The organism is Verrucomicrobiia bacterium, assembly GCA_035946615.1.
Lineage (GTDB): Bacteria > Verrucomicrobiota > Verrucomicrobiia > Limisphaerales > UBA8199 > DASYZB01.
Window position 1 is genome coordinate 1 of sequence record DASYZB010000007.1, and the last position, 24,732, is coordinate 24,732.

Below are 24,732 nucleotides of genomic sequence, written 5' to 3' on the forward strand. Positions count from 1 at the left end.
AGACCCAATCCGGCCTACGGCCTACTTGGTACTGCCCCATTCAGTAGCGCTCCTGATCCCTACCCATGGAATCAGAACATCGTTTGATCCTGCTCCCCCTCGCCGCGCCCGCAGCACCAGTTCGCTAAGGATCCGGGCGGCCTTAAATATCCGAAACGCAGGCTTGATTTTTTGTTTATAGCTGGCACATTACCCGGCTCGATTCGTGGGCGGAGCGTGGACCACGGTTCACGGGGTGAGTTTCCAACTGGCAACTGCACTTGCAGGACCAAGCCCCGCCTCGCAATCAGAATTTTACTAAATACATGCAGCACATACGTAACATTGCGATTATTGCCCACGTCGATCACGGCAAGACGACCCTCGTGGATTGTTTGCTCAAGCAGTCCGGCACCTTCCGTGCCAACCAGGCCATCGCCTCCGAAGAGCGCATCATGGATTCCATGGACCTCGAGCGCGAGAAGGGCATTACCATCCGCGCCAAGAACGCCGCCTTTAAGTACAAGGATTATCACATCAACATCGTGGATACTCCCGGCCACGCCGATTTCGGCGGTGAAGTCGAGCGCATCATGAACATGATCGATGGGGTGCTCCTGGTGGTGGATGCCGCCGACGGTCCCCAGGCCCAAACTCGCTTCGTCCTGCGCAAGGCCCTCGAAGCCGGCGCCAAACCCATTGTCGTCATCAACAAGGTAGATCGCGAGAATGCAGCCCCTCACAAAGTGCTCGACGCCATTTGGGACCTCTTTGTCTCCCTTCATGCCACGGACGAGCAGATGGATTTCCCGGTCATTTACGCCAGCGCAAAAGAGGGTTACGCCAAGGTGGACCTCGACCACGTCAGCGGCACCATGGAACCGCTCTTCGACGCCATCATCAAACACATCCCCCCGCCTCGCGCCCATGCCGGCGACGGTTTCAAGCTCCTGGTGGCCAACCTGGATTATTCGGATTACGTCGGGCGAATTGCCTTTGGTAAGATTTACAGCGGCAAGGTGAAGGTTGGCGACACCTACGTTTGCATCCACGGCGATGGCAGCAAAACCAGCTCCAAAATCACCGCCATTTTCCACTTCGAAGGCTTAAAACGAATTGAAATCACCGAAGCCCACGCCGGTGACGTCGTTGGGCTCACCGGCTTCGAGGACGTGTTCATCGGGGAGACCATCACCGACTCCGATATTCGCGCGCCGTTGCCTTTTGTGCCCATCGACCCGCCCACCATCCAGATGCAGTTCGCCGTCAATGACAGCCCCCTGGCCGGAGTGGATGGGCAACTGCTCACCGCCCGCCATATCTGGGAACGGCTCGTTAAGGAAGTGCGCACCAACGTGGCCTTGCGCATCGAGCAGACCAGCGCCCCAAACATCTTCAATGTCAGCGGGCGCGGAGAGATGCAGATTGCCATCCTGGTCGAGCAGATGCGCCGCGAGGGTTACGAGGTATTAGTCTCGCGGCCCGAGGTGATTTACAGGAAGGATTCCGCCGGCAACCTGCTCGAACCCATCGAGACGCTCTTTCTTGAAATCCCCAAGGAACACATGGGGCCGGTTCTCGAAAACCTCTCCGGGCGCAAAGGCGAAATCACCAGCATGAGCCATCACGGCAATGAGGTTAGTATTGAGGCCCTCATACCCACCCGCGGCCTGATTGGCTTCGAGACCGACCTAGTCAACCAAACCCGTGGCTTGGGTGTCATGAGCCACCTCTTTCACCAATACGGCCCCGACCGCGGCGAGATTGCCGCCCGCAAAAACGGCTCCCTCGTGAGCATGGAAAGCGGTGAAGCCATGGCTTACGCCCTCAATATGATACAGGAACGCGGACGTTTAATGGTCGAGCCGGGCGAAAAAATCTACGCCGGCATGATCGTCGGCGAAAACGCCCGCGAAAACGACATCCCGGTTAACCCGTGCAAGGCCAAAAAGCTGACCAATATGCGCTCCCAAGGCGATGGCAAGGGCATCCAACTCAATCCGCCGCTCAAGATGTCCCTCGAACGGGCGCTCGAGTATATCGGGCCGGATGAATATGTGGAGGCGACTCCGAAGAATTTGCGGTTGCGCAAGAAGATTCTCGATGAGAACCAGCGCAAGCGCGCGGCCCAAAGCCGCGCTGTGAAAGCCATTGCGGCGTAAAAGCGGTGCTCAGGCCGGGCTGGCCCCCGCCTGCAAGCCAAACGCGGCGAACGGCGCCACCACGGCGGCGCTCTCGACCACCGGCGGCGCAGGCTGCGCGTGGCGGATCAGGTGGTAAATGTAATCCTTAAGCTTGGCGCGCCGCATCTTGAGTTCTTCGATTTCCTGGTCGGTGGCAAACTCGATGTCTTCTTCGATCCGGTAGATTTCGTCATCGAGCCGGTGATACTCGGTGAACACGTTCCGGAAATGCTCGCTCGAGCCTTTGAGGCGGCGAATGACTTCGCGGTATTCCGGGAACTCTCTAAGGATCGGATGGTGAAGGTCCATGGGAACAATCTCCTGGGTTGAATGTGTTTTGTTGTTGCGAACGGGCCTGAACCGACGAGGGCTCTGTGCGCGGCCAAATCGGGAAGGGGAGAGGGAGGACTTTTTTGGCGCTGCCTTGAGCGCCCGGAAAACCGAATGTTGCGCAACTCTTCAGGTCCATTCGCGGTTCGCTACTCTTGGCAAACCCTCTTTCAATCTACCCGCATTCACGCCGCAGTAAAGTCTTTCTTTCTCCAAAGTCCAACTTCTTTTTAATTCCCGCCGGCGCGCTGGGAGTCCGAATTCCAATTCGGTGGGGTTCAACAAGGTCGCGGCGCTCCGGCTCCGACGCTAATCCACGCTAATGTGTAGGAATGGGCTGAGCCGGTTTTCGATTAGCGCCGATTAGCGGGAATTAGCGGTTTCATAGCGTTTCCGAAGAATCCCGCAAGCGTTTGGCCTTTTGCTTCTCAGGAGCTTTTTAGTTAGCAGCGGCCAGGAAAGTTAGTGAAAGTCTGCTTTACACAATCGATAATATGGACAAATTAAAATGTATGAGTTCTCCGCCAACTCGGCATGGCCCTGGTCCCAGGGGGCCTGCTTCCAAATTCATCCGCCCTTCGCCTGGTAAACTGTCAACTCAGTTTCGTCACCTGCGTCGGGAAGCAACTCCCTCTCCTCCTTTGGATGAGAGGTCCTCTGTATCGAAACTTCTGTGTCGCAGTAATAGTTATTCACGTCGCGATTTTCTGCGTCGAACGGCCACCGCCCTGGGTGCGGCAGTCGCCATCCCCACTTTTATCCCGGCCTCTGTGCTTGGCCGAAACGGGGCGTATCCGCCAAGTGAACGAATCACGATGGGCTTTATTGGCGTGGGGACGCAGGGGAGCGGCCATTTGCTGGGTGGCGCCTGGACGTATGTGGCGGGCGGCTACGCGGGACGCAAAGAAGTCCAGGTGCTGGCTGTCTGCGATGTGTGGCGCGACCGCCGCGAGCGCGCCCGCAACAGGGTCAATGACCATTATGCCCAGGTTTATGGGCAGGGCAGTTTTACACCATGCCAGGCCTATACTGATTTTCGACAGGTGCTGGACCGGCCAGACATTGATGCCGTGTTGATTGCCACGCCCGCTCACTGGCACGCCACGATGGCGGCCATGGCGGCAACCGCAGGCAAAGACATTTATTGCGAGAAACCGACCGCCGTGACGATACAAGAAGCCCAGGCCCTTTTAGGGGTGGTCCGGCGTTATGGCCGCGTGTATCAAGCAGGCACGCAGCAGCGCAGCGAATACGGGGGCAAATTCCGCAGGGCTTGCGAATTCGTGCGCAGCGGGCGCATCGGGCGGCTCAAGGCAATTTACGCCTACCGAGACGGCGGGGCCATCTTTTGGCCCAAGCGCTTCGGCCCGGGCAAGCCCATTCCAGAGGGCCTGGATTGGGACCTTTATCTGGGGCCGGCCCCTTGGATTCCCTATGACGGCAACACCGGCCCGCACCGGTTTGACATCGGCGAACTCAATTGGGGGCAGCATCACTACGACATCGTGCAATGGGCTGCAGGCGCCGACCATACTGGCCCCGTCGAGTTGTTTATGGAGGATGACCGCTCCTGCTACCGCTATGCCAGCGGAGTGGTGGTTTATGGCAAACCATTCCCCGATGAACCCGTGGGCGCCGATGGCGGCATCTGTTGCGTGGGAACCAATGGACGCATCGCCGTGGACCGCGATGCGCTGGTGTCGGACCCGGAGGGTGTTGTGCGCGAACCGCTCCGGCCCGATGAGGTGCACCTCTACCGCAGTGAAAGTCATTCAGGTAATTTTCTGGAATGCATTCGGACTCGCAAAAAGCCGATTTGCGACATCGACATTGCGGAACGCTCGGTCAGCGCTGTGTTGCTCGGGGGCATCACCAAACAATTGAAACGCACCCTCCAGTGGGACCCGCAAATCGAGCGGTTCACCAATGATGACGAGGCCGACCGATTGCTGTCGATTGCCAAACGCCCCCCATGGCGGGTTTAGTTCTGTATGAGCAACTCACCTATGCCGTTCCGTTCTTCCGCCAGTAAACCCCGCACGAAGAGACTATGCGCCGCGGCTCTTGTTGTGGCCCTGTCCGCCGTGTGTGTTTTTCCCGTTTTATCAGCCCCCTCCAGCGACGAAGAGCTAAGCCTCATCCAGACATTGCAATCAAATGCTTCGCTGCAGGAGAAGGATGCCGCTTGCGCCCGGCTCAAATTCATCGGAACGGCCCTGTCCGTGCCTGCTCTAGCAGCCCTCCTGACGGACAACCAACTCTCGCATTCGGCGCGCTACGCCCTTGAATCGATGCAGTTCGAAGAAGCCGGCCAGGCCTTGCGCGATGCGTTGCCCAAAACGACCGGGCCGATCCGCATTGGCATTATCAATTCACTTGGTGTTCGGGCCGAGGGCTGGGCCGTGCCGGTGTTGGCCGGGCAATTGGCCGACCCCGACCCGGCGGTGGGATGCGCAGCGGCTGCGGCCCTGGGGCGCATTGGAAATCCCGAGGCCCTGTGGGCACTCGAGAACCTGGCGAACAACTCCTCGGGCGCATTGCATGGGGCCGCCGTCGATGCGCTCCTGCATTGCGCGGATCGGCTCCTTGCGTTAGGCCAGAATTCGAGGGCTTTGCGGATTTTCAGCAGGGTTTATGACCATGAACTTTCCGATACGATACGCGTTGCCGCTTACGGCGGAATGATCCGCTCCTCAGGCAGCCGTGGATTGAAGCTCATGATTTGGGGCATTAAGGGCAGGCGAGGTCCCGAACAAGCTGCCGCACTACAATTGGTGCGCGAGATACAGGTTGGCAGCGCAACCCTATCGCTGGCAAACCTCCTGCCCCGGCTCGATACATCCGTGCAAATTGCCCTCATTGATGGCCTGAGTCAGCGGGGCGACCCGGACGCAGCGCCGGCAATCGCCGCCCTCACCGGCAGCGCAGCGCCGGATGTTCATCCGGCCATCATCGAAGCCCTCGATGTCCTGGGCAGCGCCTCTCAAGTGATGCTTCTTTCCGAATTCGCAGCCTCGGGAACACCCGAAGAGCAAAAGGCCGCCCGCCAGGCCCTGCTGGACCTCAGGCGAGGGCCAGTGAAGGATGCTTTAATTGGCCAACTGGCAACCGCCAACCCCGGTGTACAAGCCGAACTAGCCAGGGCTTTGGGCGGACGCGGCGATCGCACTGCCATACCGCAGCTAACCTATTTGGCCGTGAAAGGACCTGATTCGGTCCGCAAATCAGCTTTGCGCGCTTTGGGCGAACTGGTTGATGAGGAGCAAACACCGATGCTGGTGGCCTTTGCGCTGAACGCAACTAACGCCATCGCGCGGCAGGAAGCTGCCGAGGCAATCAATGCCGCCTACCAGCACATTGCATCCCAGCACGGCCAGGTTAATGCCCACGCCCTGCTGCAAGGAGTCCAGTTCGGCTCGAAGGAAGCCCGAATCGCTCTGATGCCGGTGTGCAGCGGTCTGGCCAGCCCCAATGTGCGCTTGGCTTTGCGCACCGCCATGCAGGACCCCGAACCCCAGGTTCGCGCCGCGGCCACCCGGGCTCTCTGTGACACCGTGGACCCCGAGTTGTTGGATGATCTCGTGACCGTCGCCACAACTACTCGAGAGCAGAATTTCCGAACGTTGGCCATCGGCGGTGCTGTGCGGTTGACGGAGGACCAGCGTGGGGCCATTTCGGTTGGCCGGCGCGTGGTGGTGTTAAAGACGCTGATGGCCGCAGCCGGACAACCGGAACAAAAGCGCTTGGTTCTCGCTGGGCTCGCACAAGTCCCCGATTCCGACGCGCTCAGTACCGTTGAGCCGCTGGTGGACGATCCGGCTGTTCAAAACGAGGCCTCCCGCGCCGCTATCCAAATCGCCCTGGCCTTGCCAAGCAGCGATGCTCAGGCCTCAGAAGCCGTCCTGAACAAGGCCATGGCTTCCTGCAAAGACGATTCCACTCATCAAGCCCTTGAAGCCGCAATCAAACAGATTGAGAATAATGCCGATTTTATCACTGATTGGTTGGTGGCCGGTCCTTACCGGCAGGCAGGAAAAGGCTTTGATGCCCTGTTCGACATTGTTTTTCCGCCGGAAACCGAGGACCCCAAGGGCGTCAATTGGCAGCCAATTCCCGCTGGGACGGACCCGAAACGGCCCTATATTCTCGATTTTCAAAAGGTCCTGGGCAAACAGGAGCAATGCGTTGGCTATGCGCGGACATGGGTTCATTGCGAACAGCAAGAGAGCGCCCAGCTACAATTGGGCAGCGACGATGGCATTAAAGTTTGGGTAAATGATAAGCAGGTTTATGCCCATAACGTGGGCCGAGTGCTCCAGCCCGGGTCCGACCAGGTTGCTGTGGCGCTCCATCCCGGCTGGAACATGTTGCTGCTCAAGGTGACCCATAATAATCAAATGTGGCAATTCTGCGGCCGGCTCAGAAAACCGGATGGCTCGCACCTCGAGGGGGCCGAAACCGAGTCAGCGCCCAAAACAGTTTCGAGCGGTGCGGCAAAATAGCTCTATGCCCGGTTCCTTTTTTTAGCACAGCGCTTGTTTCGTTGCTGATCCTTGCTAGATTCGTCCGAATAAATGAGCACACCTCTGAACGAGCAGGTGCAGGCGACGGCAGCCTGGATTAGCAAATTGCGCGGCGAAATTGGCCGGGTGATTGTCGGCCAGGGGCAATTGGTGGACCGCCTGCTGGTGGGCTTGCTGGCCAACGGCCATGTCCTGCTCGAAGGCGTGCCGGGGCTGGCCAAGACCCTCTCGGTTCGCACCTTGGCCGCTGCCATTCAGGCCTCCTTCCACCGCATCCAATTTACTCCGGACCTGCTCCCCGCTGATATTGTCGGCACGCTCATTTACAGCCCGCAGGACGGCAAATACCATGCCACCAAAGGCCCCGTATTCGCCAACTTCGTTCTCGCCGATGAGATCAACCGCGCCCCCGCCAAGGTGCAATCGGCATTGCTCGAGACGATGCAGGAACGCCAAGTAACGCTCGGTGGCGAAACGATGCCTTTGCCGGCCCCCTTCCTGGTGTTAGCCACTGAAAACCCCATTGACCAGGAGGGGACGTATCCGCTCCCCGAAGCGCAGGTGGACCGGTTCATGTTCAAGGTCCTCCTGGATTATCCATCCTTTGAAGAGGAACGAAAGATACTCGATCGCATGGCCTTTACCGCCCCGGAAACTCAAGTTCAGCCCGTCATCGCCCTCGACGAAATCCTCCATACGCGCAAACTGGTTGACCAGATTCATGTCGATGACAAGGTGCGCGATTATGTGGTGCACCTGGTTTTTGCGACCCGCAAGCCTGAGCAATACAAGCTCGACCTGAAGCATTTCATCCAGTTCGGCGCTTCTCCGCGCGCAACCATTTACCTGACCCTGGCCTCAAAGGCCTGGGCGCTGTTGCAAGGGCGCGCCTACGTCACTCCTGAAGACGTCAAGAGTGTTGGCTTCGACGTCCTGCGCCACCGTATCATTCTAACCTACGAAGCCGAAGCCCAGGCGGTCACAACCGATGCCATTATTAAGAGAATTTTCAATGCCGTCCCGGTCCCCTAGAGTCTTTAAACCATGAAAGTCGTTGCTGTCAGGCCAAGTTTTGGCCGTGGCACGGGCGTCTCGCCCGTGAGGACTCGGGCAAGATGCCCGAGCCACGGTCTGAGGCCGCCCCTCAAGGGTCCCCGCGCCGCAGCCCGTCCGTTGGAATGACACTTGCCGAATTGATTGCGTCCGTCCGCCGCATTGAGGTGCGCACCAACCGTGTGGTCAATGACATGATGGTCGGCGCTTATCTGAGCCATTTCAAAGGGCGCGGGATGGATTTCGAAGAGTTGCGCGAGTATATGCCCGGCGATGAGGTGCGGGATATCGACTGGAACGTCACCTATCGGATGGGGCGGCCATTCGTCAAACGCTTTCGCGAGGAGCGCGAGCTGGCGATGGTGCTCGCCGTCGATATCTCCGCTTCCTCCGCGTTCGGGTCGCTCCGCCGTTCCAAGCGCGAATTCGCCGCAGAGATAGCCGGCACTTTGGCCATCTCCGCAAGCCGCAGCAGCGATAAAGTCGCCCTATTGCTGTTCACCAATCAGGTCGAGCTTTTCGTGCCGCCTCGCAAAGGCCGGCGCCATATCCTGCGGCTGATACGCGAGATGCTCTTCTTTGAGCCCGCTAGGCGTGGGACAAATATCCCTGCAGCCCTTGCGTTCTTGAATCACGTCCTGCATCGGCGCTCGATTGTTTTCCTTCTGACCGACTTTCTCCACAGCTTTGCCTCGGCCACCACCCAGCCTCAAGCTGGCCGCGACACCCTGCAGGAACTGGGCTTGACCAATGCCCGGCACGATTTGGTTTGCATTCACCTGCACGACCCCCGTGAAAACGACTTGCCCTCCGCTGGCTTGCTCACCATCGAAGATGCCGAAACAGGCGAGTTGCTCGAAATCGATTCCAGCCGCGCGCTCGTGCGCGAAAGATTTGCCCGCCAGAACGCCGAACGCCTTGCGGAACTGGACCGCGCCTTTCGCCGGGCCGGCATTGATACGCTGAGCTTTTCGACATCTGAGGACTTCGCTCAAACATTACAGCGCTTTTTCGAAACCAGACGGGGCAGGAGGCGGGGATGAGCGCGCCCCCAGTTGGCCCGCGCCGGGGCGCCGCCGGCCCGGCTGCTGTTTGGTGCGCCGCGCGCCAAACAGGGGTGGCTCGGAGCCTCCTCCCACCGGCGTTTACACTGGAAAAGCGAGCAATCTTGCTCTTGTTCCTCGCCTTTCTCGCATGGGGCCCCGTCGTAGTTGCCGCCGCCACCAAGGATGCCGCCGAGGACATTGCGCCCCTTCGGCCTGCTCTGCCAGAGATACCACCCACCTTTTGGGAGCAATACGGGTTATGGATGATCCTGGCTGGGGTTCTCCTCGTGGTGATTATTTGCGCCGGAGCCTGGTTGCTCACACGCCCCAAGCCCCCTCCCCTTGTGCCACCCGAGGCCGTGGCCCGCCAGGCTCTCGAGCCGTTGCGCGGCCAGCCTGAGACCGGCGCCCTGTTGAGCCGGGTTTCTCAAATCCTCCGCCATTACGCCGCCGCAGCCTTCGACTTGGGAACAGGTGAGTTGACTACAAACGAATTCTGCCTCGCCGCAGCCAGCCAGCCTCAACTCGGACCGGACCTCGCCGATGCGCTGAGCCAGTTCCTGCGCCAATGCGATCAGCGCAAATTCGCTCCTGCTCCGCCTCAGCCGCCGTTGGGCGCGGTGGCTCAGGCCGAGAAACTGGTTGCCCTTGGCGAAAGCCGTCGATTGGTCCTGGGGCAATCCCGGTTGCCGGTCGTTGAAAGAGGTACTGAGGAACCGGCATGTTGACTGGGAACTTCGAATTCAAAAAACCCTGGTTGCTGGCGCTTTTAGCGCTCCTGCCCGTTTACGCCTTGCTCCAGGGACGGGCCGGCAAGCTTTCTGCCCTGGCGTTTTCCAGCGCCGAGATTGCCCGCGCAGCGGGCGCTGCCGCTCGGGCGGCGGCGGGGCGTTTGCTCTTTTTCTTGCGGCTGCTGACGGTGGCCCTGTGCATTATCGCCCTGGCCGGACCCCGCTTCGCCAATTACCATACCGAGACTCAGGCCAGCGGGGTGGACATCATGCTGGTGCTGGACTTGTCCTGGTCGATGATGGCTCTCGACATGGCGGGGCCCAATGAACGGGTGTCGCGTTTTGATATCGCTGCGCGGGTGCTCGAAGACTTCATTCGAAAACGCCCCAGCGACCGCTTGGGTCTCATCGTCTTTTCCGCTGTGCCCTATCTGGCCAGCCCATTGACACTGAATCACGATTGGCTGATAGAGAATCTGCATCGGCTGCATGTCGGATTGATCCGTGATCTCGGGACGGCCATCGGCGACGCCACCGCCGCCGGCGCCAAGCGCCTGAAGGACATTCGCGACAGTAAGAGCCGCATCATCATTCTGCTGACTGACGGCGATAATAACCGCGGTGAAATCGATCCCATTCCTGCCGCTCAATTAGCCGCCGCTCTCGGGGTCAAGGTCTATACTGTGGGCATCGGCATCGAGGCCCCCTGCGAACTGCCCGCCTTTGACCCGGCTACCGGCAAGCTCAAGCTGGATGCAAATGGAAATGTCAGTTTCGGGATGGTCCTGCAGCCGGCCAACTACGATGTGCTCGACAAAATGTCCGCTCTTTCTCATGCCAGATTTTACCGCGCCACCAATGCCCGCGAGTTGCAGCGCATTTATGACGACATCGACCGGCTGGAAAAGAGCCAGGTAAAGCTGCGCCGGTTTACTACCTATCGGCCCTTGTTCCAGTGGCCATTGCTGGCGGCTATTGGGATGTTTGGGTTGGAAATGCTCTTGGCAAATACTCGCTTGCGGAGGGTTCCATGATCAACAGGGAGGCCAGGTGGAATCGATGAGTATGGCCCATCCCCATTTTGCCGAGCCGGCTTGGCTCTGGCTCGCCTTGGCGGGACCCGTCATGCTGTTGCTCCTGCAGCGCTACTCGGCGCATAGGCGCCGCAAATCTCTCGAACAACTGGCAGCGCCAGAGCTGCTGGCCGGCTTGACAAGCTCTCATAGCCGCGCCCGCCGGACTTTGAAAGAAATCTTGCTCCTGCTGGCGATGGCCGGAATGGGCATCGCCCTGGCTCGGCCACAATGGGGTGAACAGTCTGAAGCCAGCCACTTGCTCGGCCAGGATACGGTGTTCCTCCTGGATTGCTCGCGCAGCATGCTGGCCACCGATGTAACCCCCAGCCGTTTGCAACGCGCAAAGCTGGCCATTATGGATTTTGTCCAGCGCCAGAATCATGGCCGTGTCGGCCTGGTTGCCTTCGCCGGTGAGGCCTTTTTGCAATGTCCCCTGACTTTTGATTACGGGGCCTTTGAGGATGCGTTATCCTCAATCGATGATAAAACGATCCCGGTGCTGGGCACCGACGTCGGGCGCGCCCTTGACGAAGGATTCCACGCGCTCGATAAAAACAGCCGGCAGAAGGTGCTCATCCTCATCACGGATGGCGAGGACCTCGAGGGCGGCGGGATTCACGAGGCCCAAGCCCTCGCCAAAGAGGGTGTGGTGGTCTTCACTCTCGGGGTCGGCACGCCGGCCGGCACGGAGATCCGTTTTGTAAACGAGCAGGGCCGGCCAGAATTGGTGCGCGACAGCAAGGGTGAGACAGTGGTGAGCCGATTGGACGAAGCCACTCTCCGAACCATTGCCCAGACGACCCATGGCGCTTACTATCCCCTTGGGCCAGTGGGCGAGGGCCTTGCCAAAGTGAGGCTGGACCTGCTGGACCTGAGCTTCACCTCTGGCTCAACCGCCGTGCGTAAGCTGGGGATCGATCGGTATGAACTGCCCCTGACCTTAGTGCTGGTTGTTCTGGTGGTGGAATCTCTCATTGGCACACGCAGGCGCCTGCGCCACATTATCCCCTGATGAACTGGATTCCGCTTCCAACCACTGGCCGCGCAGCTTCGACTAGCAGACTGGCAGCTAAGTTTCGTCACTCGCATAGAAAAGCAATTCCCTCTCCTCCTTTGGAGGAGAGGGCCAGGGAGAGGAGGCCCTCTGTCTCGAAACTTCTGTGTCACAGTACCAGGATGCTTGGGCTGGCGCTGTCTTTTTCGCTGGCGTTTGCGCCTGCCCTGTTCGCCGCAACATCTGATGCCCCGCCCCCCTCAACGCCGCGGGAATTTTTTAACGCGGGGACCCAAAAGCTTCAGGAGGGCAAATTGCGTGAGGCCGAGGCCTTTCTCGAAGCGGCGCTGGGCAGCCAGGACGAACGGCTGCAACCCTTCGCCAGCTATAACCTGGGGCATGTCCGATTTGATCAGGGCGTTGACGAGTTGAAAAAAGGACCGAAGGCGGCCCCAACGGCCGCTCGGGGCCGAATGGCAGCGCAATTAGCAAGCCAAGCCGAACACGGCGCCCAAGAGGCCCTCGTGGGAAACGATGTGCAGAAAATGGTGACTGCTTACCTCAATGGGCGAGGCGCGCGAAGGGAATTAAAGGCAGCGACCAAGGCGGTGAAGCGGGCGATGGAAAGCTATGGCACAGCGCTGGGCAAGTGGCAGCGGGCTTCGGGAGATTTCAAGAGCGCCTTCGAACTCAAGCGCAACGATGCAGATGCCCACCAGAACGCGGATATAGTGGACCGCAACATCGCCAAGCTCGTTGACAGCCTGCGCGACCTGCAGCAAGCGGCTAATGCGATGCAGGACCAAAGCCAGCAATTGGCCCAGAGCATGAAACAACTCAAAGGCCGCATCCCCGCCCCGGATATGCCCCCGGGGAGTGCCGGCGATGACGACGATGATGAGGACATGCCCAATGGACCCAAGCCGGGAGACAAAGAGGGGGCAACCAAAGAGGGCGAACAGATGACTTTGTCTGCCGAGGAGGCCGGCTGGCTTTTGGAAGGCTTTAGGCTCGAAAACGAACGCCGGCTCCCCATGAGCCAGAGCCAACCCGGCCAGCCCACGGATAGAAACCGAAAGAGCTGGTGAGAAAATTCCAAACTCGAATCCCGATCCAACCCGACGCGATGGAAACACCAACAAAAGAACGCACAAACGCACAGAACAGCGTTTCTTCTTTGCGACCCTTGCGCGCTTTTGCGGCAAATCCTCCATTCCCGGATTTCAGATTTGATGCCGCCTCCCACCTCACCTCTCGAAAGGCCATTTTGCGTGGCCTTCTAATATGGTTCTTTGCGGCATGCCTTAGCCGTACGCAGGCAGCCCCACCCGCGCAGGACCCCTTGATGTCCTTGATGCTTTCCCAGCCACGCATCGACGTCGAATCCCCCGTCGTTCCCGAAGTTTCCTTCGACCCGCCCGTGGTCCGTCCCGGCCAGGAATCCATCTACCGGGTTGCCTTTAATGCACTGGACGAATCCATCGCGTGGCCTGACAAAATCCCCGCCCCGCCGGCATTATCCGTCCAGCCGGGCGGCCACGCACAAATGCTCTCATTGGGCGGCCCCACTCCTGTGTTCCTGCCCCGCACGGGTTTCAATTACCACGTGCGCGCCAGCGGGACGGGACAATTCACCATCCCGGCGTTCACGGTGAACGTCTATGGCAAAGCGGTCACTGTTCCTGCCGCGCAACTGCTAGTGGAAACCACTCCCACAAACGGCCCGGCACTGCCGCAACAGTTAGGTCTCGAAGTCGCCCAGGCCAACCTATTCGTTGGGCAGGCGGTTTGGGTGACGGTTACCTGCCCGGGATTTCCCGCGCCGCTACTTCAAGGCACTACCCCGGTTCAGCTCATGGGTTCCGGGTTCATCATCGATCAGAGCGCCTTCCGCCAACGCCATGAGGCCCGGCCACGTTTCCTGACCGGTGGACAGGGCGTCGTGCTGGTCTTTGAGACCTTTCTAACTCCAATCGCCTCAGGCAAGCTCACGGTTTTTGCCCAAGGCTTCATCGGCGCGCGCCCGCCCGGACCGCTCATCATCACAGGCCCTTCCTTCAGCAGCGCTGCCCAGCCACAATACACATTACTTGATTCCGATCCCCTCAACCTCACGGTCCGGCCTCTGCCGGCGGAAGGCCGCTTGCCGGGGTTCACTGGGGCAGTCGGCGCCTATGGAATAGATTCACCTGAGATTAGCACCAACCAGGGGCGGGTGGGTGAGCCCCTCAAGCTGACGGTTAGGGTCCGGGGCGAAGGCGACCTGGCGCGGTTGGTTGCGCCTCCACCGCCCAAAACCCGCGAGTGGCAGATTCTGCCCGCAACTCCCGACAACATGCCACCCCAATTCATCCAACTCCAGGGGTTCACCACCCTTCAGTTTACCCTGATCCCTCTAAGCGACCATGTCCGGGGCACCCCGCCCATCCCATTTAGTTCTTTTAATCCGGACCGGGCCGCTTACGAGGACCTGACAATTCCGTCTGTGCCTGTCACGGTTCAAAGCGGGTCAATTCCGGCCGACCTACAGGTTTTATTGCATGCAAATGCGGCTGATGCCGACGAGGAAAAGGAGCCCGTGCTCAGTGGCCTGGCCGCAACGCCCGGCCTGGTGGCCGGCAGCCTGGTACCGCTTCAGAGGCAAATCTGGTATCCCTTGGTGCAACTGGCCCCCGGGGCGGCCTTTCTCGCTCTGTGGGGTTGGGACCGCCGGCGCCGGTTTCCCCAGGAGCATTCGGACATTCTCCTGCGCAAACGCGCCCGGCGCGCCTTGCGCCGCGAATGGCGCGCCCTTCAGAAAGCCGCGCGCACAGGCGACAGCGCGCGGTTTGCTTCCGCCTCCGTCAGCGCGATGCGCGTGGCTTGCGCCCCGCATTTTCCAGCCGAACCGCGAGCCCTGGTTGGGAGCGATGTGCTCGCGCTGCTGCCTGAAACGGAACGCTCGGGGCGCACCGGGCAAGTCGTGCGCCGGTTTTTCACCGCAGCCGACGATTCGCGCTTCGCCCCAGCCCCCTCGCAGAGCCTGCAAATCCTGGAACTCAAGCCCGAGTTGGAGCAGGTACTGCACGAATTGGAGGCTCGGCTATGAAATCTACTTCCATTGCTTTTTTGGTTCTTTTGGCTCGCGCCGCTTGTTGGGGCGCAGATTCAACCGCCTCTCTCTTCCAGCAAGGTGTGGAAGCTTACCGGGCCGGCGATTACGTCCGTGCTTCGACGGATTTTCACAAGGCAGCCGCCCGGCGGCCCGCCTCAGGCACTCTCCAAAACTTTGGGAACGCCCAGTGGCAACAGGGTGAAACCGGGCGCGCCATTTTGGCATGGGAACAGGCGCTCTGGCTCGATCCATTCAACCGCTCGGCGCGCGGAAACCTGCGCTTTGCCAGGAGAACGGCCCAACTCGATGCGCCGGATTTGGCCTGGTACGAAGTCGTATCGAGCTGGCTCCCCGTGAATTCGTGGGCCTGGATTGCCGGCCTGAGTTTCTGGCTGGCCATTGCAATGACAATGCTCCCGAGCATCTTCCGCTGGCGCAAAGCCGCCTGGCAACAAGCCGGCGCCGCGCTGGGTCTGGCCATTTTCCTGCTCAGCGTCCCGGCGCATTTAGGCGTCGATTGCCGTTCCCGAATCGGCTTTGTTCTTCAAAAAGAAACCTCCCTGCGCCTCACTCCAACCGATGAGGCTCAAGTCATTACCCGCCTGCCCTCCGGCGAACCTGGCCGTTTCGAGCGCATGCGGGGCCGCTTTGTTTTGATTCGCACTGGTCGCAGTCTTGGCTGGGTCCAGCAGGATGAGTTCGGGCTCACTTGCCCCAACAACTAACACGCCATTACGCTTCGTCGCTGTGAACAACCGCATTGCCTCCACTCTGCCAGTGCTGCTGGGCCTTTGGCTTTCCTTTGCCCAAGGGGCGGCCCCTTCCCCGGAACTGCAAGTGCCAGGCGATTTCCCCCAGTTCGTTGTGCCCGGCCAGGAGCAATCGATGCAATGGCTCCGACAGCTTTATTGGCTGCATTACCAACCCGCTGGGCCACTCATCGCTCTGTGGGATGCATGGATGCCCATGTCCACCCTGTGGCCGGCGCGGGGCGCCGGTGCGGATTTGGAGAACATGCGCGCGCGCTGGGCCAATTCATTGGCTGGCCGCCCTATCAATGCCGAGGGTTACGTCAGCAGCCAGCAACATGATGGCCTGGCTCATGCCCAGGGCTGGCCTTTCCCGCTCTGGACCCAAGCCGGCGGAATGGGCTGGCATTTCCGCGGCACGGGCATTCGGGGATATGACGCGCCTCTGGTCACACCCGAGAACTGGACACTCGTCCGTGCCAAAGCAGGACCCGTCAACGAAAAGGGATGGGTCATCGACCTTGCCGAGCCCAAAGCCACGGCCCAAACCCCCGCCTTCGAAATGCCCGCCCGCAACGGCCCCTGGCTGAGGCTCAATTGGTGGGCCGAAGGCCTCGCACGCGCCAACTGCTACGTCGAGTGGACCACCAAGGAAAAACCAGAATTCGGCCCGGACCGCCGGTTTTATTTTAGTCCAGCCGGGTCCGAGGGTGTGGAGGCCAACTCCCTCCCGATGGGGGGCAATGCCGGCAAGCTCGACCTGACCCGCATCGAAACCCGCACCATGATTCCCGTCTATCGCCTGCGCACCTGGACCGGCGCCATCACCGGATTGCGCATCTGTTTCGAAAACCCCGGTCCGGCCAAGGTGGTCATCAAATCGTTCCACACCGCCTGCGACAGCCGGCACACCATCAATAACCCCAACTTCATTCGCGGCGCGCATGATTACTTCGCCTGGTCGCGCGACCTGGACTTCCTCCGCGCCCAGATCGGACGGGTGCGCGCCGCGATGCGCTTCACCATGCGCGAATTCGATACCCGGAACCGCAAGTGCATCTATACCACCTGGCCGGGACATGAGGGGCGCAGCGGCGTGCGCCGATTGCCCGATGGGACAAAGCAGATTCTCCCCGGTGAAGGCATCGGCGGCAACTACTGGGACATCCTCCCCTTTGGCGGCGAGGACGCCTTGGCTACCATTTACTACTATGATGCCCTCCACGACCTGGCCGAGCTCGAACAAGCCATTGCCGTTCACCCGGAGTGGGGCATTGCTACTGTGCCCGATGGCTTTGACCCCGCCGATTTGCTCCAGCACGCCCAGGCCGTCAAGGACTACTCCACCAAACGCTTCTGGAACCCTCACACGGGCCGCTTCGGCACCGTCGATCTCGACGGCGTCATGCACGATTATGGCTGGACCTTCCTCAACAACGAGGCGGTCTATTACCACTTCGCCACCCCGCAGCAGGCCCGCAGCATCCGGGATTGGATCAGTGGCCGCAGAATCGTCGAAGGCGACACCTCGATGGGCCCCGATATTTACCACTGGCGTTTCGGTCCCCGCTCATCCACCAAACGCAATCTCGATTATTATTTCTGGGCGTGGTCCAATCCCGAAAGCATCCCCTGGGGTTACCAGGTCCAGGATGGCGGCGCCGTTTTGGGCTTTTCTTTCCACGACCTGATGTGCCGCCTTGATGTGGATGGACCCGATGACACCTGGCGCCGCCTTAAAGAAATCCTCGATTGGTTTCATGAAACCCAAATCGAGGGTGGCTATCGCGCTTATTACGCCAAAGACCCCGCCCGCGGCACCATGCAAGGCGGCAATGTCCCGGGCGGCCTCGGGCTGGACAAGGAATTCTTCGAGAGCATCCTTGTGCCGCAGGTGATGCTCTACGGATTCCTGGGTTTCGAACCCACCCCGGAAGGCTTCCGCATCCACCCGCATCTGCCCAGGGACTGGCCCGAGTTGACCATCACCCGCGTGCATCTGCACGAAATGGTCCTGGACATTACCGCGCGGGCCGATGACGCCATCCTGCTGCGGTCAGATCGCGCTTCGGAACTCCCGGTGACTATTGATCTGCCGGAGGGCTCCTGGCATATAAAAGCCCCTGGCGCTCAAATTGAAGGTCACCGCGTTATCCTGCCAATAACAACAGGCCTTATCGAACTCTCGACGGGAAAATGAACCGCTCTCGCGGCGCCCTGCTGCATCTGTTTGGTCTTGTCGAAGCGCCCTTTCATTTGGGCACAGCAAGCCGCAGCAGGTCCCAAAGCCGCGTGAACGTTTCGGCCGGGAATCCCATCGCGACTTTCAACTGGTAATCCCGCTCGAGGACGTTTGGCTCCCGTTGCCAACGACGGAATACGCGCCAGTCAACAAACCCTCGCAGACAAGGGAAATGTCCATACACGGGCACGGGCAAATCGCTGCCATGAATCATCCGGTGCACCAGCGGCGGCCGGATGCATTCCGGCACATGGCGGCCCCGGATGGGAACAGTAAAGGCGCTGTTGTCGCCATACAAATTGGGAAAACGCTGCGTCATCGCAGCAAAAAGGTCGAAATACTCAGGATCGAAAAGCCCGCTCTTGGTCCCACAATGAGCAGCGATGACTTTTACCCCGCATTCGAGTGGCAAAGTCAACGTGCGCGGGTCCGAATACGCCCGCTGCACGATTGGCAAGGTATGTTCCCCGCCCGTATGGGCCAGCAACGGAAGGCCAGCCTGAGCCATCCGTTCCCAAAAACCCATGTACCGCCGGTCATTGCAATTGATGTTCTGGCAGTTCGGCAGGCATTTCATCATCGCTGCCCCTCCCGCCAGGCACTGCTCCAATTCATCAAGCGCATCTGCGCGCCCCGGATGAATCGAAACCGCCGGCAGAAACTCCGGGTGCTCCCGGGCCAGCCTGAGCACGTATTGATTGGGAACGTAAAACGAGCCCGCCCCTTCAATCGGTTGCCCTTCATCATTATAGACCAGGTCCTGTGCCAGGATTACGACCGCACCAAGCGAGGAGCCGCGCACGAACTCCAGCAGACGCGCCACGTACAGCCGGTCCAAATCCCCCGCCAGCGCCGTCGGTGGCAGGCCAAAATGCCGGAGCATCAGTTCAGCCATTGGCCGCCGCCAAGCGCTGACACGCAGCCAGCAGCCGGTGCCGCCGCTCCCGTTGCCCACTACGTGCACGTGCCCATCCACCGGCTTGCGCGCAATCTGCTCCCCTCGGCGGGCGAATGTCGTTCTCTCATCCATTCAGCCCGTAGCTTAAGGCAAACCGCCACGAAAGGCTAAGAGCGTTTTTTTGAAATGGGGGTGGAGAGCGGGGCTAATGACAGAGTCGAACCAACAAGCCACCATTCCTAAGTGTAGGAGACGACATAAGGAGTCTCTGATCAGGATTGTCAGATGGCCGCCTTTGGTTCACCCGGAAGTTGCTGATCAGAGACTCCTTACGTCGTCTCTTATAAAGGTTTGGAACTGACCTTGTGATTGGCCCTGGCCTGGTTTAGAAATGGCGCGGTATCCCTCCTCCTCCTGGCCTGAACCCCTCTGTGTCCTCCGTTCACTCCTGTTGGCTTCTCAGCCTACTTTTCGGAGTAACGCAACTCGATCTTATCTATTGGCACCCGGGTGACCTCCTCCGCATCATCGAAAGCAAACGCCAGTTCCATATCCTGCAAGCGCCAGCGCTGCACAAAATCCAACGCACGGTCGATCAGCTTGAAATTATGAGCCTCGCCCGGCTTGGCCGTCCACTGGTCTGGTCCCTGGTAGTAAAGACCTGTTGCCACCTGTCTCAACAGCGTTTTCATTGTTCGCTCATCTCGTCTAACGACCCACAATGAATAATTCGAGAGCATGGCAGGTGCCAGCCATCGCGCTCTTGAGAATCAAGCGTTTATGAATGGCCCAGACCCAACCGACGCGTGGTTTTCACGCATCTTGCGTGAAAACCACGCATAAATGCACTTGACATCTTTGATGTTTCCGACCCGCCTCTTCGTCTTTACCCTGTACTGATGGAAAAGAAGCTGTTCCTGTTGGACGGCATGGCCTTGGTTTATCGGGCGCACTTCGCCCTGGTGGCGCGCCCAATCTTTAGCTCGAAGGGGGTCAATACCTCCGCTTTATACGGTTTTACACAGACGCTGCTCGAGATACTCAAGAATCAGCAACCCACTCACATCGCAGTGGCCTTTGACACCGAGGCCCCCACGCAACGGCATGCCGATTTTGCCGGCTATAAGGCCACTCGGGAGACCATGCCCGAAGACATCCGCCAAGCACTCCCGCATGTCCGGCGAATGCTTGACGCTCTCCGGGTGCCGGTCCTGACCTGCGACGGCTTTGAGGCCGACGACATCATCGCCACCATCGTCCGGGCCGCTGCACAGCAGGGGTTCCAGTGTTATATGGTCACGCCCGATAAGGATTTTGGCCAATTGGTGAACGAGAACACCTTCGTTTACAAACCGTCACGTATGGGCGATGGGGTGGAAATCATGGGGCTGCCCGAAATCCAAAAGCGTTGGGGCATCCAGCGGGCAGAACAGGTGGTGGACGTCCTGGCGCTGATGGGGGATGCATCCGACAACATCCCCGGCGTGCCTGGGATTGGCGAAAAAACCGCCATGAAACTCATCGGCCAGTATGGCACGGTGGAGAACGTCCTGGCCCATGCCGGCGAACTGACTGGCCGCCCCAAAACCAGCCTCGAAGCCCACCGGGAGGACGCCCTCCTCTCAAAACGGCTTGCCACGCTCATTTGCGACGCTCCTTGCGCAGTGGATTTGGAGTCGCTGAAAGTCCAGCCGCCGGATGAGGAGAAACTCAAGGCCATGTTGATTGAATTCGAGTTCAATTCCATCGGCCGGCGCCTTTTTGGCGACTCATTCAAGGCCGGTCGGGGTTTCCAGCAAAAGACCGCAGTCCGCGAAGAATCAGGCCCCGCGCGCGCCGGCGCCCGAGAACCGGCCGAGGATTTAATCCTCGAAATGGATGCCGAGCCAGGCGCATTGCGCGAGGCTCCGCCCGCTGTGGTGAATCTCAAGAAACTGGCTGACATTCCCCATCACTACTCGGTTGCTGCCTCCGCAGCCGAACGGGCTGCTTTGTTAAAACAGTTGCAAAATCAGGAGCGCTTCTGCCTCGATATCGAGACCACCAGCCTCGATGCGAAAAGCGCCCAACCCGTTGGATTGGCGTTCTCATTTGCCCCTCGCACCGGCTATTACGTCCCTCTGGCGCGCGAAGCGACTGAGTGCCGCCGGGTTCTCGAAGAATTCCGGCCCGTGCTGGAATCCGACCGCATCGAAAAGGTTGGGCACAACCTCAAGTTCGATTTGAGCGTGCTCAAGTGGCACGGCTTCTCTGTGGGCGGCAAACTCTTCGATACCATGGTCGCCCACAGCCTTCTCGAACCCGACATGCGCCACAGCCTCGAGTACCTCGCTGAGACGCACCTCGGCTACAGCCCGATCCCCATCGCCAGCCTCATCGGTGAGACCAAGGCCGAACAGCGCAATATGGCCGATGTGCCGCTTGATAAAATCGCAGCATACGCAACGGAAGACGCGGACCTGGCGCTCCAGTTGCGCGGCGCGCTCGAACCGTTGCTGAAGGAGAAGAAGCAGGAACGAGTCTTTTATGAAATCGAATCGCCACTTATCTCCGTGCTGGTGGATATGGAGTATGAGGGGATTAAAGTCGATGCCGGCGCGCTGGCCGAGTTTGCCGCCCAGCTTTCAAAGCAAATCGATGAGCAGGAAAAGATGATCTGCCGCCTCGCCGGCACTACCTTTAACCTCAATTCGCCGCGCCAGTTGGGGCAGATTCTCTTTGATGTCATGAAAATCTGCACCGCGGCTAAAAAAACCAAGACCGGCCAATACGCCACCGACGAACAGACCCTGATGGCCCTGGCCCCCGAGCACGAGATCGTCCAGCGCCTGCTCGATCATCGCGCGGCCACCAAGTTGAAATCGACTTACGCAGACGCCTTGCCGCTGGCAATTTGGCAAAAGACAGGCCGCGTTCACACCACCTTCAACCAGGTCATGACCACGACCGGTCGGTTGAACTCGCAGGACCCCAACCTTCAAAACATCCCCATCCGCACCGAGCGAGGCCAGGAGATTCGCAAGGCCTTCGTCCCGCGCGGCGAGCAATACGCCCTGCTTTCGGCGGATTATTCGCAAATCGAACTGCGCATCATTGCCGCCTTAAGCCACGAAACCGCCTTGATCGAGGCCTTCAACACCGGGGCCGACATCCACACCGCCACGGCAGCAAAGGTCTTCGGGGTCGCTCCGGAGGCGGTCAATCCGGAGATGCGGCGCAAAGCCAAGATGGTCAACTACGGCATCGCCTATGGGATTTCGGCTTTTGGCCTCGCTCAGAGACTGGGCATCGCCCGCAAAGAAGCAGCCGGCATTATCGAACAGTACTTCAAACAATTCCCCGGCATCCGCACCTACATGGACCGAACCATCGCTTCGGCGCGCAAAGAAGGGTATGTTGAAACGGTGACCGGGCGCCGCCGCTACATCCGCGACATTCGCTCCTCGAATAATACCCTGCGCAGCGCCGCCGAACGCAACGCCATCAACGCCCCGATCCAGGGCACCGCAGCGGACATGATCAAGCTGGCCATGATCCACATCCATCGCGAGTTGACCGGGCGCCAGCTCAAGACCCGCATGCTGCTGCAGGTGCATGATGAATTGGTGTTCGATCTGTTCAAGGCGGAGGAAGGGGTTGTGCGCGGGCTTGCGGAAGAGAAAATGAAAACGGCCATCCCTCTGGATGTCCCCATCGTTGTGGAAATCGGCGTGGGCCGGACCTGGCTGGCAGCCCACTGAGGCATTCCAGGTTCGAGGGTGGTCTTAGTGAGACCTCATGTGTCCCAGGCTGGTTTGGTTTGCGGCATCGGAGAAGCCATCGTTCAGAATGCGGCGCGCGCTTTGAATGACGTAGTCCCACTGAAACGCGGGGCCCGGGTCCACTTTGTCTGTTTGAACATGGAAATGTCCCAGCACACCCCGGTAATTCTTGAGTTCATCGTTGGGCAGTTTATGGGTAATGAGCCGGCCATTGGAGTCCGTTGGGTAGTCGCATTGGATTAAGGGCAGCACCCTGCACAATGTCGCCGTGAGCTTGATGAGGGCGTGGTACTGCTCCGGGGTGAAGTCGTACTGAGTCAATTCCCGGCCCTGGATTACACCCGTGACCGGTTCTGGCCGGGCGGGGTGGCCCACAAAGTTTCTGGTCCAAAGGCCGCCATCGCCAAACCGCTCGGGGATGGTGATGCGTGTTTGACCATCGGGCTCTCGGGCATACCACTGGCTGAGCGCGCGTGTGTCGTCCTTTCCAAAAGCGCCGATGTTGGCGATCTCGACACCAACGCTGCGATTATTCGACGTGGTGGCATGCCACGCCCGCTCCTTCAGGTCCAGCGTTTGGTAGATCGTGCCGTCCAGGTCGAGCATAAAGTGCACGCTTAGCCCACGGATGTCTTGGAGGACCTTGAAACATTGCCGGCTGGTTCCGCAGGCATCAAAATGCAGCACAAACTGATCAACCACCTTCTGCAAAGCGGGCAAATCCCAGCCGCCGCCTCGCACCCGTTCGATTTCTTGCGCAGTCAAATTGCGCCGCCTCATACTGTAACGGTTGGGTGAGGTCAGGTCCTTTACCTCTGCCTGTGACTCCTCCCATCCAGAGGCCTCAATGGGGCTGAAGCGCCGCTCGACCCGGTACGCATCGTAGCCGCCCGGGTCCATCCAGAGCACTACCCGCGCGCCGGTGTGGACCAATTGCCCCGCAACGACTATTTCGTCGCCTCGCCTCGGTTCGACTGTGCCGGGTCTGGGCAGCGAGTGGCACCCGCAGACAACCAACAGGACCATTGTCAAACCAATGAACCGGGCGATGATTGTTGCGAGCGGGGGACCAGAACGGACTGCAGAGCACGTTGCGAACATGAGCACCATTGGCAGGGGCTGAACGCAGGAGGTCAATATTAATCGACCTTGCGCGAGCATTGAGCATTTTGGATTTTTCATCGTAAGACTTCCCCGGCCGGAAAAAATGAGAAGAAACAGGCAACGCGACCACGTAGGCACGGAGGCACTGAGGAAGAGCGGCGGGCGGCGGTGAGGACGGTCGCGTATCGGACGGTATGGTTTGTAGTTACATTTGGTGACATTTACCTACAGTAGGTGACCATTGGCTACAGGCGCCCGGTTCTTGAGGGCGCGCGGGGGAGGTTTCGGCAGTGGGGGTCGGGAAGGGGCTCCACTCGCTGCACACCAGAGCGAAATCCTTACGCGTCACCAGCGAACAGTGCCCCTCTCCCCGCGGGCGGGGAGAGGGAATGGCGCCGCGCGCGGTATTCAAGTCGAGGGTCCGAAAATGGCGGATGGAAAATGACCGATCCAAAGATGGGGAAGGGGTTTGGGTTGGGGTAACAGTTTGGGGGCGGGAGTAGGTGTTAATAACCGTGATTCTGTGTTAGTAACCGTTACGGAGCCTGGCCTGGGTTGCGGGTTGGCTGGCTTAAGGCGGTTGCCGGTGGGCTGGTGGCAGGGTGGCCGGTCAAACGCGTTGCGAAGGAAGGTAAGAGGGGCAGTCGATGCGTTTTGCCTCCGATTGGTTCCGATTAGCTCCGATTACCTCCGATTGGTTCCGATTCTTGAGGGGGTGCAGGGGAGCGGTGTGGCCGGTGGGCGGTGGGTTGGGGGCAAAAGTTTGTGCGCGCGGGGAAGGGAAAACAAAGTGCAACATGCTACATTAGCGATAAAGTCACTGATTATCATACAGTTTTTATGTTGCACTTTGAAGTGCAACATAAGTGCAACAGTGCAACATGGGCGGTTGCGGCGTCAAAGCTTGGACCTGAAATCCAGGGAGGCGGGCGGGTGCTCAAGGATGAGAGTTTTAGGAAAGAGTTTGTG

At 59.5% G+C, this 24,732-nt stretch carries 17 protein-coding genes; 13 read left to right on the forward strand and 4 right to left on the reverse strand.

Annotated features, from left to right (window positions below):
• Positions 1-305 precede the first annotated feature (305 nt).
• On the forward strand, positions 306-2,141 hold the full coding sequence (gene typA, locus VG146_00725; protein ID HEV2390862.1) for a translational GTPase TypA: 1,836 nt from the start codon (positions 306-308) through the stop codon (positions 2,139-2,141).
• A 9-nt stretch (positions 2,142-2,150) separates the two neighbouring features.
• Here typA and VG146_00730 read toward each other — a convergent pair whose 3' ends face one another.
• Positions 2,151-2,471 (reverse strand): YdcH family protein, encoded by a 321-nt coding sequence (locus VG146_00730; protein HEV2390863.1) that lies wholly within the window; start codon positions 2,469-2,471, stop codon positions 2,151-2,153.
• An 836-nt stretch (positions 2,472-3,307) separates the two neighbouring features.
• On the opposite strand from VG146_00730, the gene VG146_00735 reads away from it, so the two are divergent.
• The 11 genes from VG146_00735 to VG146_00785 all read left to right on the forward strand — a co-directional run bounded on the left by VG146_00735 (position 3,308) and on the right by VG146_00785 (position 17,958).
• A complete protein-coding gene (locus VG146_00735; protein ID HEV2390864.1) occupies positions 3,308-4,477 on the forward strand; it encodes a Gfo/Idh/MocA family oxidoreductase in 1,170 nt (389 codons plus the stop codon).
• 162 nt (positions 4,478-4,639) lie between these two features.
• Positions 4,640-6,994: a HEAT repeat domain-containing protein gene (locus VG146_00740; GenBank protein HEV2390865.1), complete on the forward strand. Its 2,355-nt coding sequence runs from the start codon at positions 4,640-4,642 to the stop codon at positions 6,992-6,994.
• A gap of 72 nt (positions 6,995-7,066) precedes the next feature.
• A complete protein-coding gene (locus tag VG146_00745) occupies positions 7,067-8,047 on the forward strand; it encodes a MoxR family ATPase (GenBank protein ID HEV2390866.1) in 981 nt (326 codons plus the stop codon).
• Positions 8,048-8,193: 146 nt separating this feature from the next.
• Positions 8,194-9,111 (forward strand): DUF58 domain-containing protein, encoded by a 918-nt coding sequence (locus VG146_00750; GenBank protein ID HEV2390867.1) that lies wholly within the window; start codon positions 8,194-8,196, stop codon positions 9,109-9,111.
• The gene (locus tag VG146_00755) at positions 9,108-9,842 is read left to right on the forward strand and encodes a DUF4381 family protein (protein ID HEV2390868.1); all 735 of its coding nucleotides are present in this window, start codon (positions 9,108-9,110) and stop codon (positions 9,840-9,842) included. The genes VG146_00750 and VG146_00755 overlap by 4 nt, the downstream gene beginning before the upstream one ends.
• Positions 9,836-10,879: a VWA domain-containing protein gene (locus VG146_00760; protein HEV2390869.1), complete on the forward strand. Its 1,044-nt coding sequence runs from the start codon at positions 9,836-9,838 to the stop codon at positions 10,877-10,879. The genes VG146_00755 and VG146_00760 overlap by 7 nt, the downstream gene beginning before the upstream one ends.
• A 25-nt stretch (positions 10,880-10,904) precedes the next feature.
• The gene (locus VG146_00765) at positions 10,905-11,933 is read left to right on the forward strand and encodes a VWA domain-containing protein (GenBank protein HEV2390870.1); all 1,029 of its coding nucleotides are present in this window, start codon (positions 10,905-10,907) and stop codon (positions 11,931-11,933) included.
• A gap of 164 nt (positions 11,934-12,097) precedes the next feature.
• The gene (locus VG146_00770) at positions 12,098-13,003 is read left to right on the forward strand and encodes a hypothetical protein (protein HEV2390871.1); all 906 of its coding nucleotides are present in this window, start codon (positions 12,098-12,100) and stop codon (positions 13,001-13,003) included.
• A 257-nt stretch (positions 13,004-13,260) separates the two neighbouring features.
• Positions 13,261-15,003, forward strand: a complete 1,743-nt coding sequence (locus tag VG146_00775; protein ID HEV2390872.1) for a hypothetical protein — start codon at positions 13,261-13,263, stop codon at positions 15,001-15,003.
• Positions 15,000-15,734: a hypothetical protein gene (locus VG146_00780; protein HEV2390873.1), complete on the forward strand. Its 735-nt coding sequence runs from the start codon at positions 15,000-15,002 to the stop codon at positions 15,732-15,734. Before VG146_00775 ends, VG146_00780 begins: the two co-directional genes overlap by 4 nt.
• Before the next feature lie 22 nt (positions 15,735-15,756).
• Positions 15,757-17,958, forward strand: a complete 2,202-nt coding sequence (locus VG146_00785; protein HEV2390874.1) for a hypothetical protein — start codon at positions 15,757-15,759, stop codon at positions 17,956-17,958.
• A gap of 52 nt (positions 17,959-18,010) precedes the next feature.
• On the opposite strand, the gene VG146_00790 is transcribed toward VG146_00785, so the two are convergent.
• Together VG146_00790 and VG146_00795 are read right to left on the reverse strand one after the other, a co-directional pair.
• Positions 18,011-19,030, reverse strand: a complete 1,020-nt coding sequence (locus VG146_00790) for an amidohydrolase family protein (GenBank protein HEV2390875.1) — start codon at positions 19,028-19,030, stop codon at positions 18,011-18,013.
• Positions 19,031-19,362: 332 nt separating this feature from the next.
• Positions 19,363-19,590, reverse strand: a complete 228-nt coding sequence (locus tag VG146_00795) for a hypothetical protein (protein ID HEV2390876.1) — start codon at positions 19,588-19,590, stop codon at positions 19,363-19,365.
• A 207-nt stretch (positions 19,591-19,797) separates the two neighbouring features.
• Here VG146_00795 and polA point away from each other — a divergent pair, with 207 nt between their 5' ends.
• Positions 19,798-22,638 (forward strand): DNA polymerase I, encoded by a 2,841-nt coding sequence (gene polA / locus VG146_00800; GenBank protein HEV2390877.1) that lies wholly within the window; start codon positions 19,798-19,800, stop codon positions 22,636-22,638.
• Between the two features lie 24 nt (positions 22,639-22,662).
• Here polA and VG146_00805 read toward each other — a convergent pair whose 3' ends face one another.
• Positions 22,663-23,685: an N-acetylmuramoyl-L-alanine amidase gene (locus VG146_00805; GenBank protein ID HEV2390878.1), complete on the reverse strand. Its 1,023-nt coding sequence runs from the start codon at positions 23,683-23,685 to the stop codon at positions 22,663-22,665.
• Positions 23,686-24,732 lie beyond the last annotated feature (1,047 nt).

Bases quoted from the DNA above. Each gene is read 5' to 3' on its own strand.
- VG146_00745 (HEV2390866.1), top strand. From the start codon at position 7,067: ATGAGCACACCTCTGAACGAGCAGGTGCAGGCGACGGCAGCCTGGATT.
- VG146_00760 (HEV2390869.1), top strand. From the start codon at position 9,836: ATGTTGACTGGGAACTTCGAATTCAAAAAACCCTGGTTGCTGGCGCTT.
- VG146_00770 (HEV2390871.1), top strand. From the start codon at position 12,098: ATGCTTGGGCTGGCGCTGTCTTTTTCGCTGGCGTTTGCGCCTGCCCTG.
- VG146_00735 (HEV2390864.1), top strand. From the start codon at position 3,308: ATGGGCTTTATTGGCGTGGGGACGCAGGGGAGCGGCCATTTGCTGGGT.
- VG146_00805 (HEV2390878.1), bottom strand. From the start codon at position 23,685: ATGGTCCTGTTGGTTGTCTGCGGGTGCCACTCGCTGCCCAGACCCGGC.
- VG146_00795 (HEV2390876.1), bottom strand. From the start codon at position 19,590: ATGAAAACGCTGTTGAGACAGGTGGCAACAGGTCTTTACTACCAGGGA.
- polA (HEV2390877.1), top strand. From the start codon at position 19,798: ATGGAAAAGAAGCTGTTCCTGTTGGACGGCATGGCCTTGGTTTATCGG.
- VG146_00765 (HEV2390870.1), top strand. From the start codon at position 10,905: ATGAGTATGGCCCATCCCCATTTTGCCGAGCCGGCTTGGCTCTGGCTC.
- VG146_00755 (HEV2390868.1), top strand. From the start codon at position 9,108: ATGAGCGCGCCCCCAGTTGGCCCGCGCCGGGGCGCCGCCGGCCCGGCT.
- VG146_00780 (HEV2390873.1), top strand. From the start codon at position 15,000: ATGAAATCTACTTCCATTGCTTTTTTGGTTCTTTTGGCTCGCGCCGCT.
- VG146_00790 (HEV2390875.1), bottom strand. From the start codon at position 19,030: ATGGATGAGAGAACGACATTCGCCCGCCGAGGGGAGCAGATTGCGCGC.
- typA (HEV2390862.1), top strand. From the start codon at position 306: ATGCAGCACATACGTAACATTGCGATTATTGCCCACGTCGATCACGGC.
- VG146_00750 (HEV2390867.1), top strand. From the start codon at position 8,194: ATGACACTTGCCGAATTGATTGCGTCCGTCCGCCGCATTGAGGTGCGC.
- VG146_00775 (HEV2390872.1), top strand. From the start codon at position 13,261: ATGTCCTTGATGCTTTCCCAGCCACGCATCGACGTCGAATCCCCCGTC.
- VG146_00730 (HEV2390863.1), bottom strand. From the start codon at position 2,471: ATGGACCTTCACCATCCGATCCTTAGAGAGTTCCCGGAATACCGCGAA.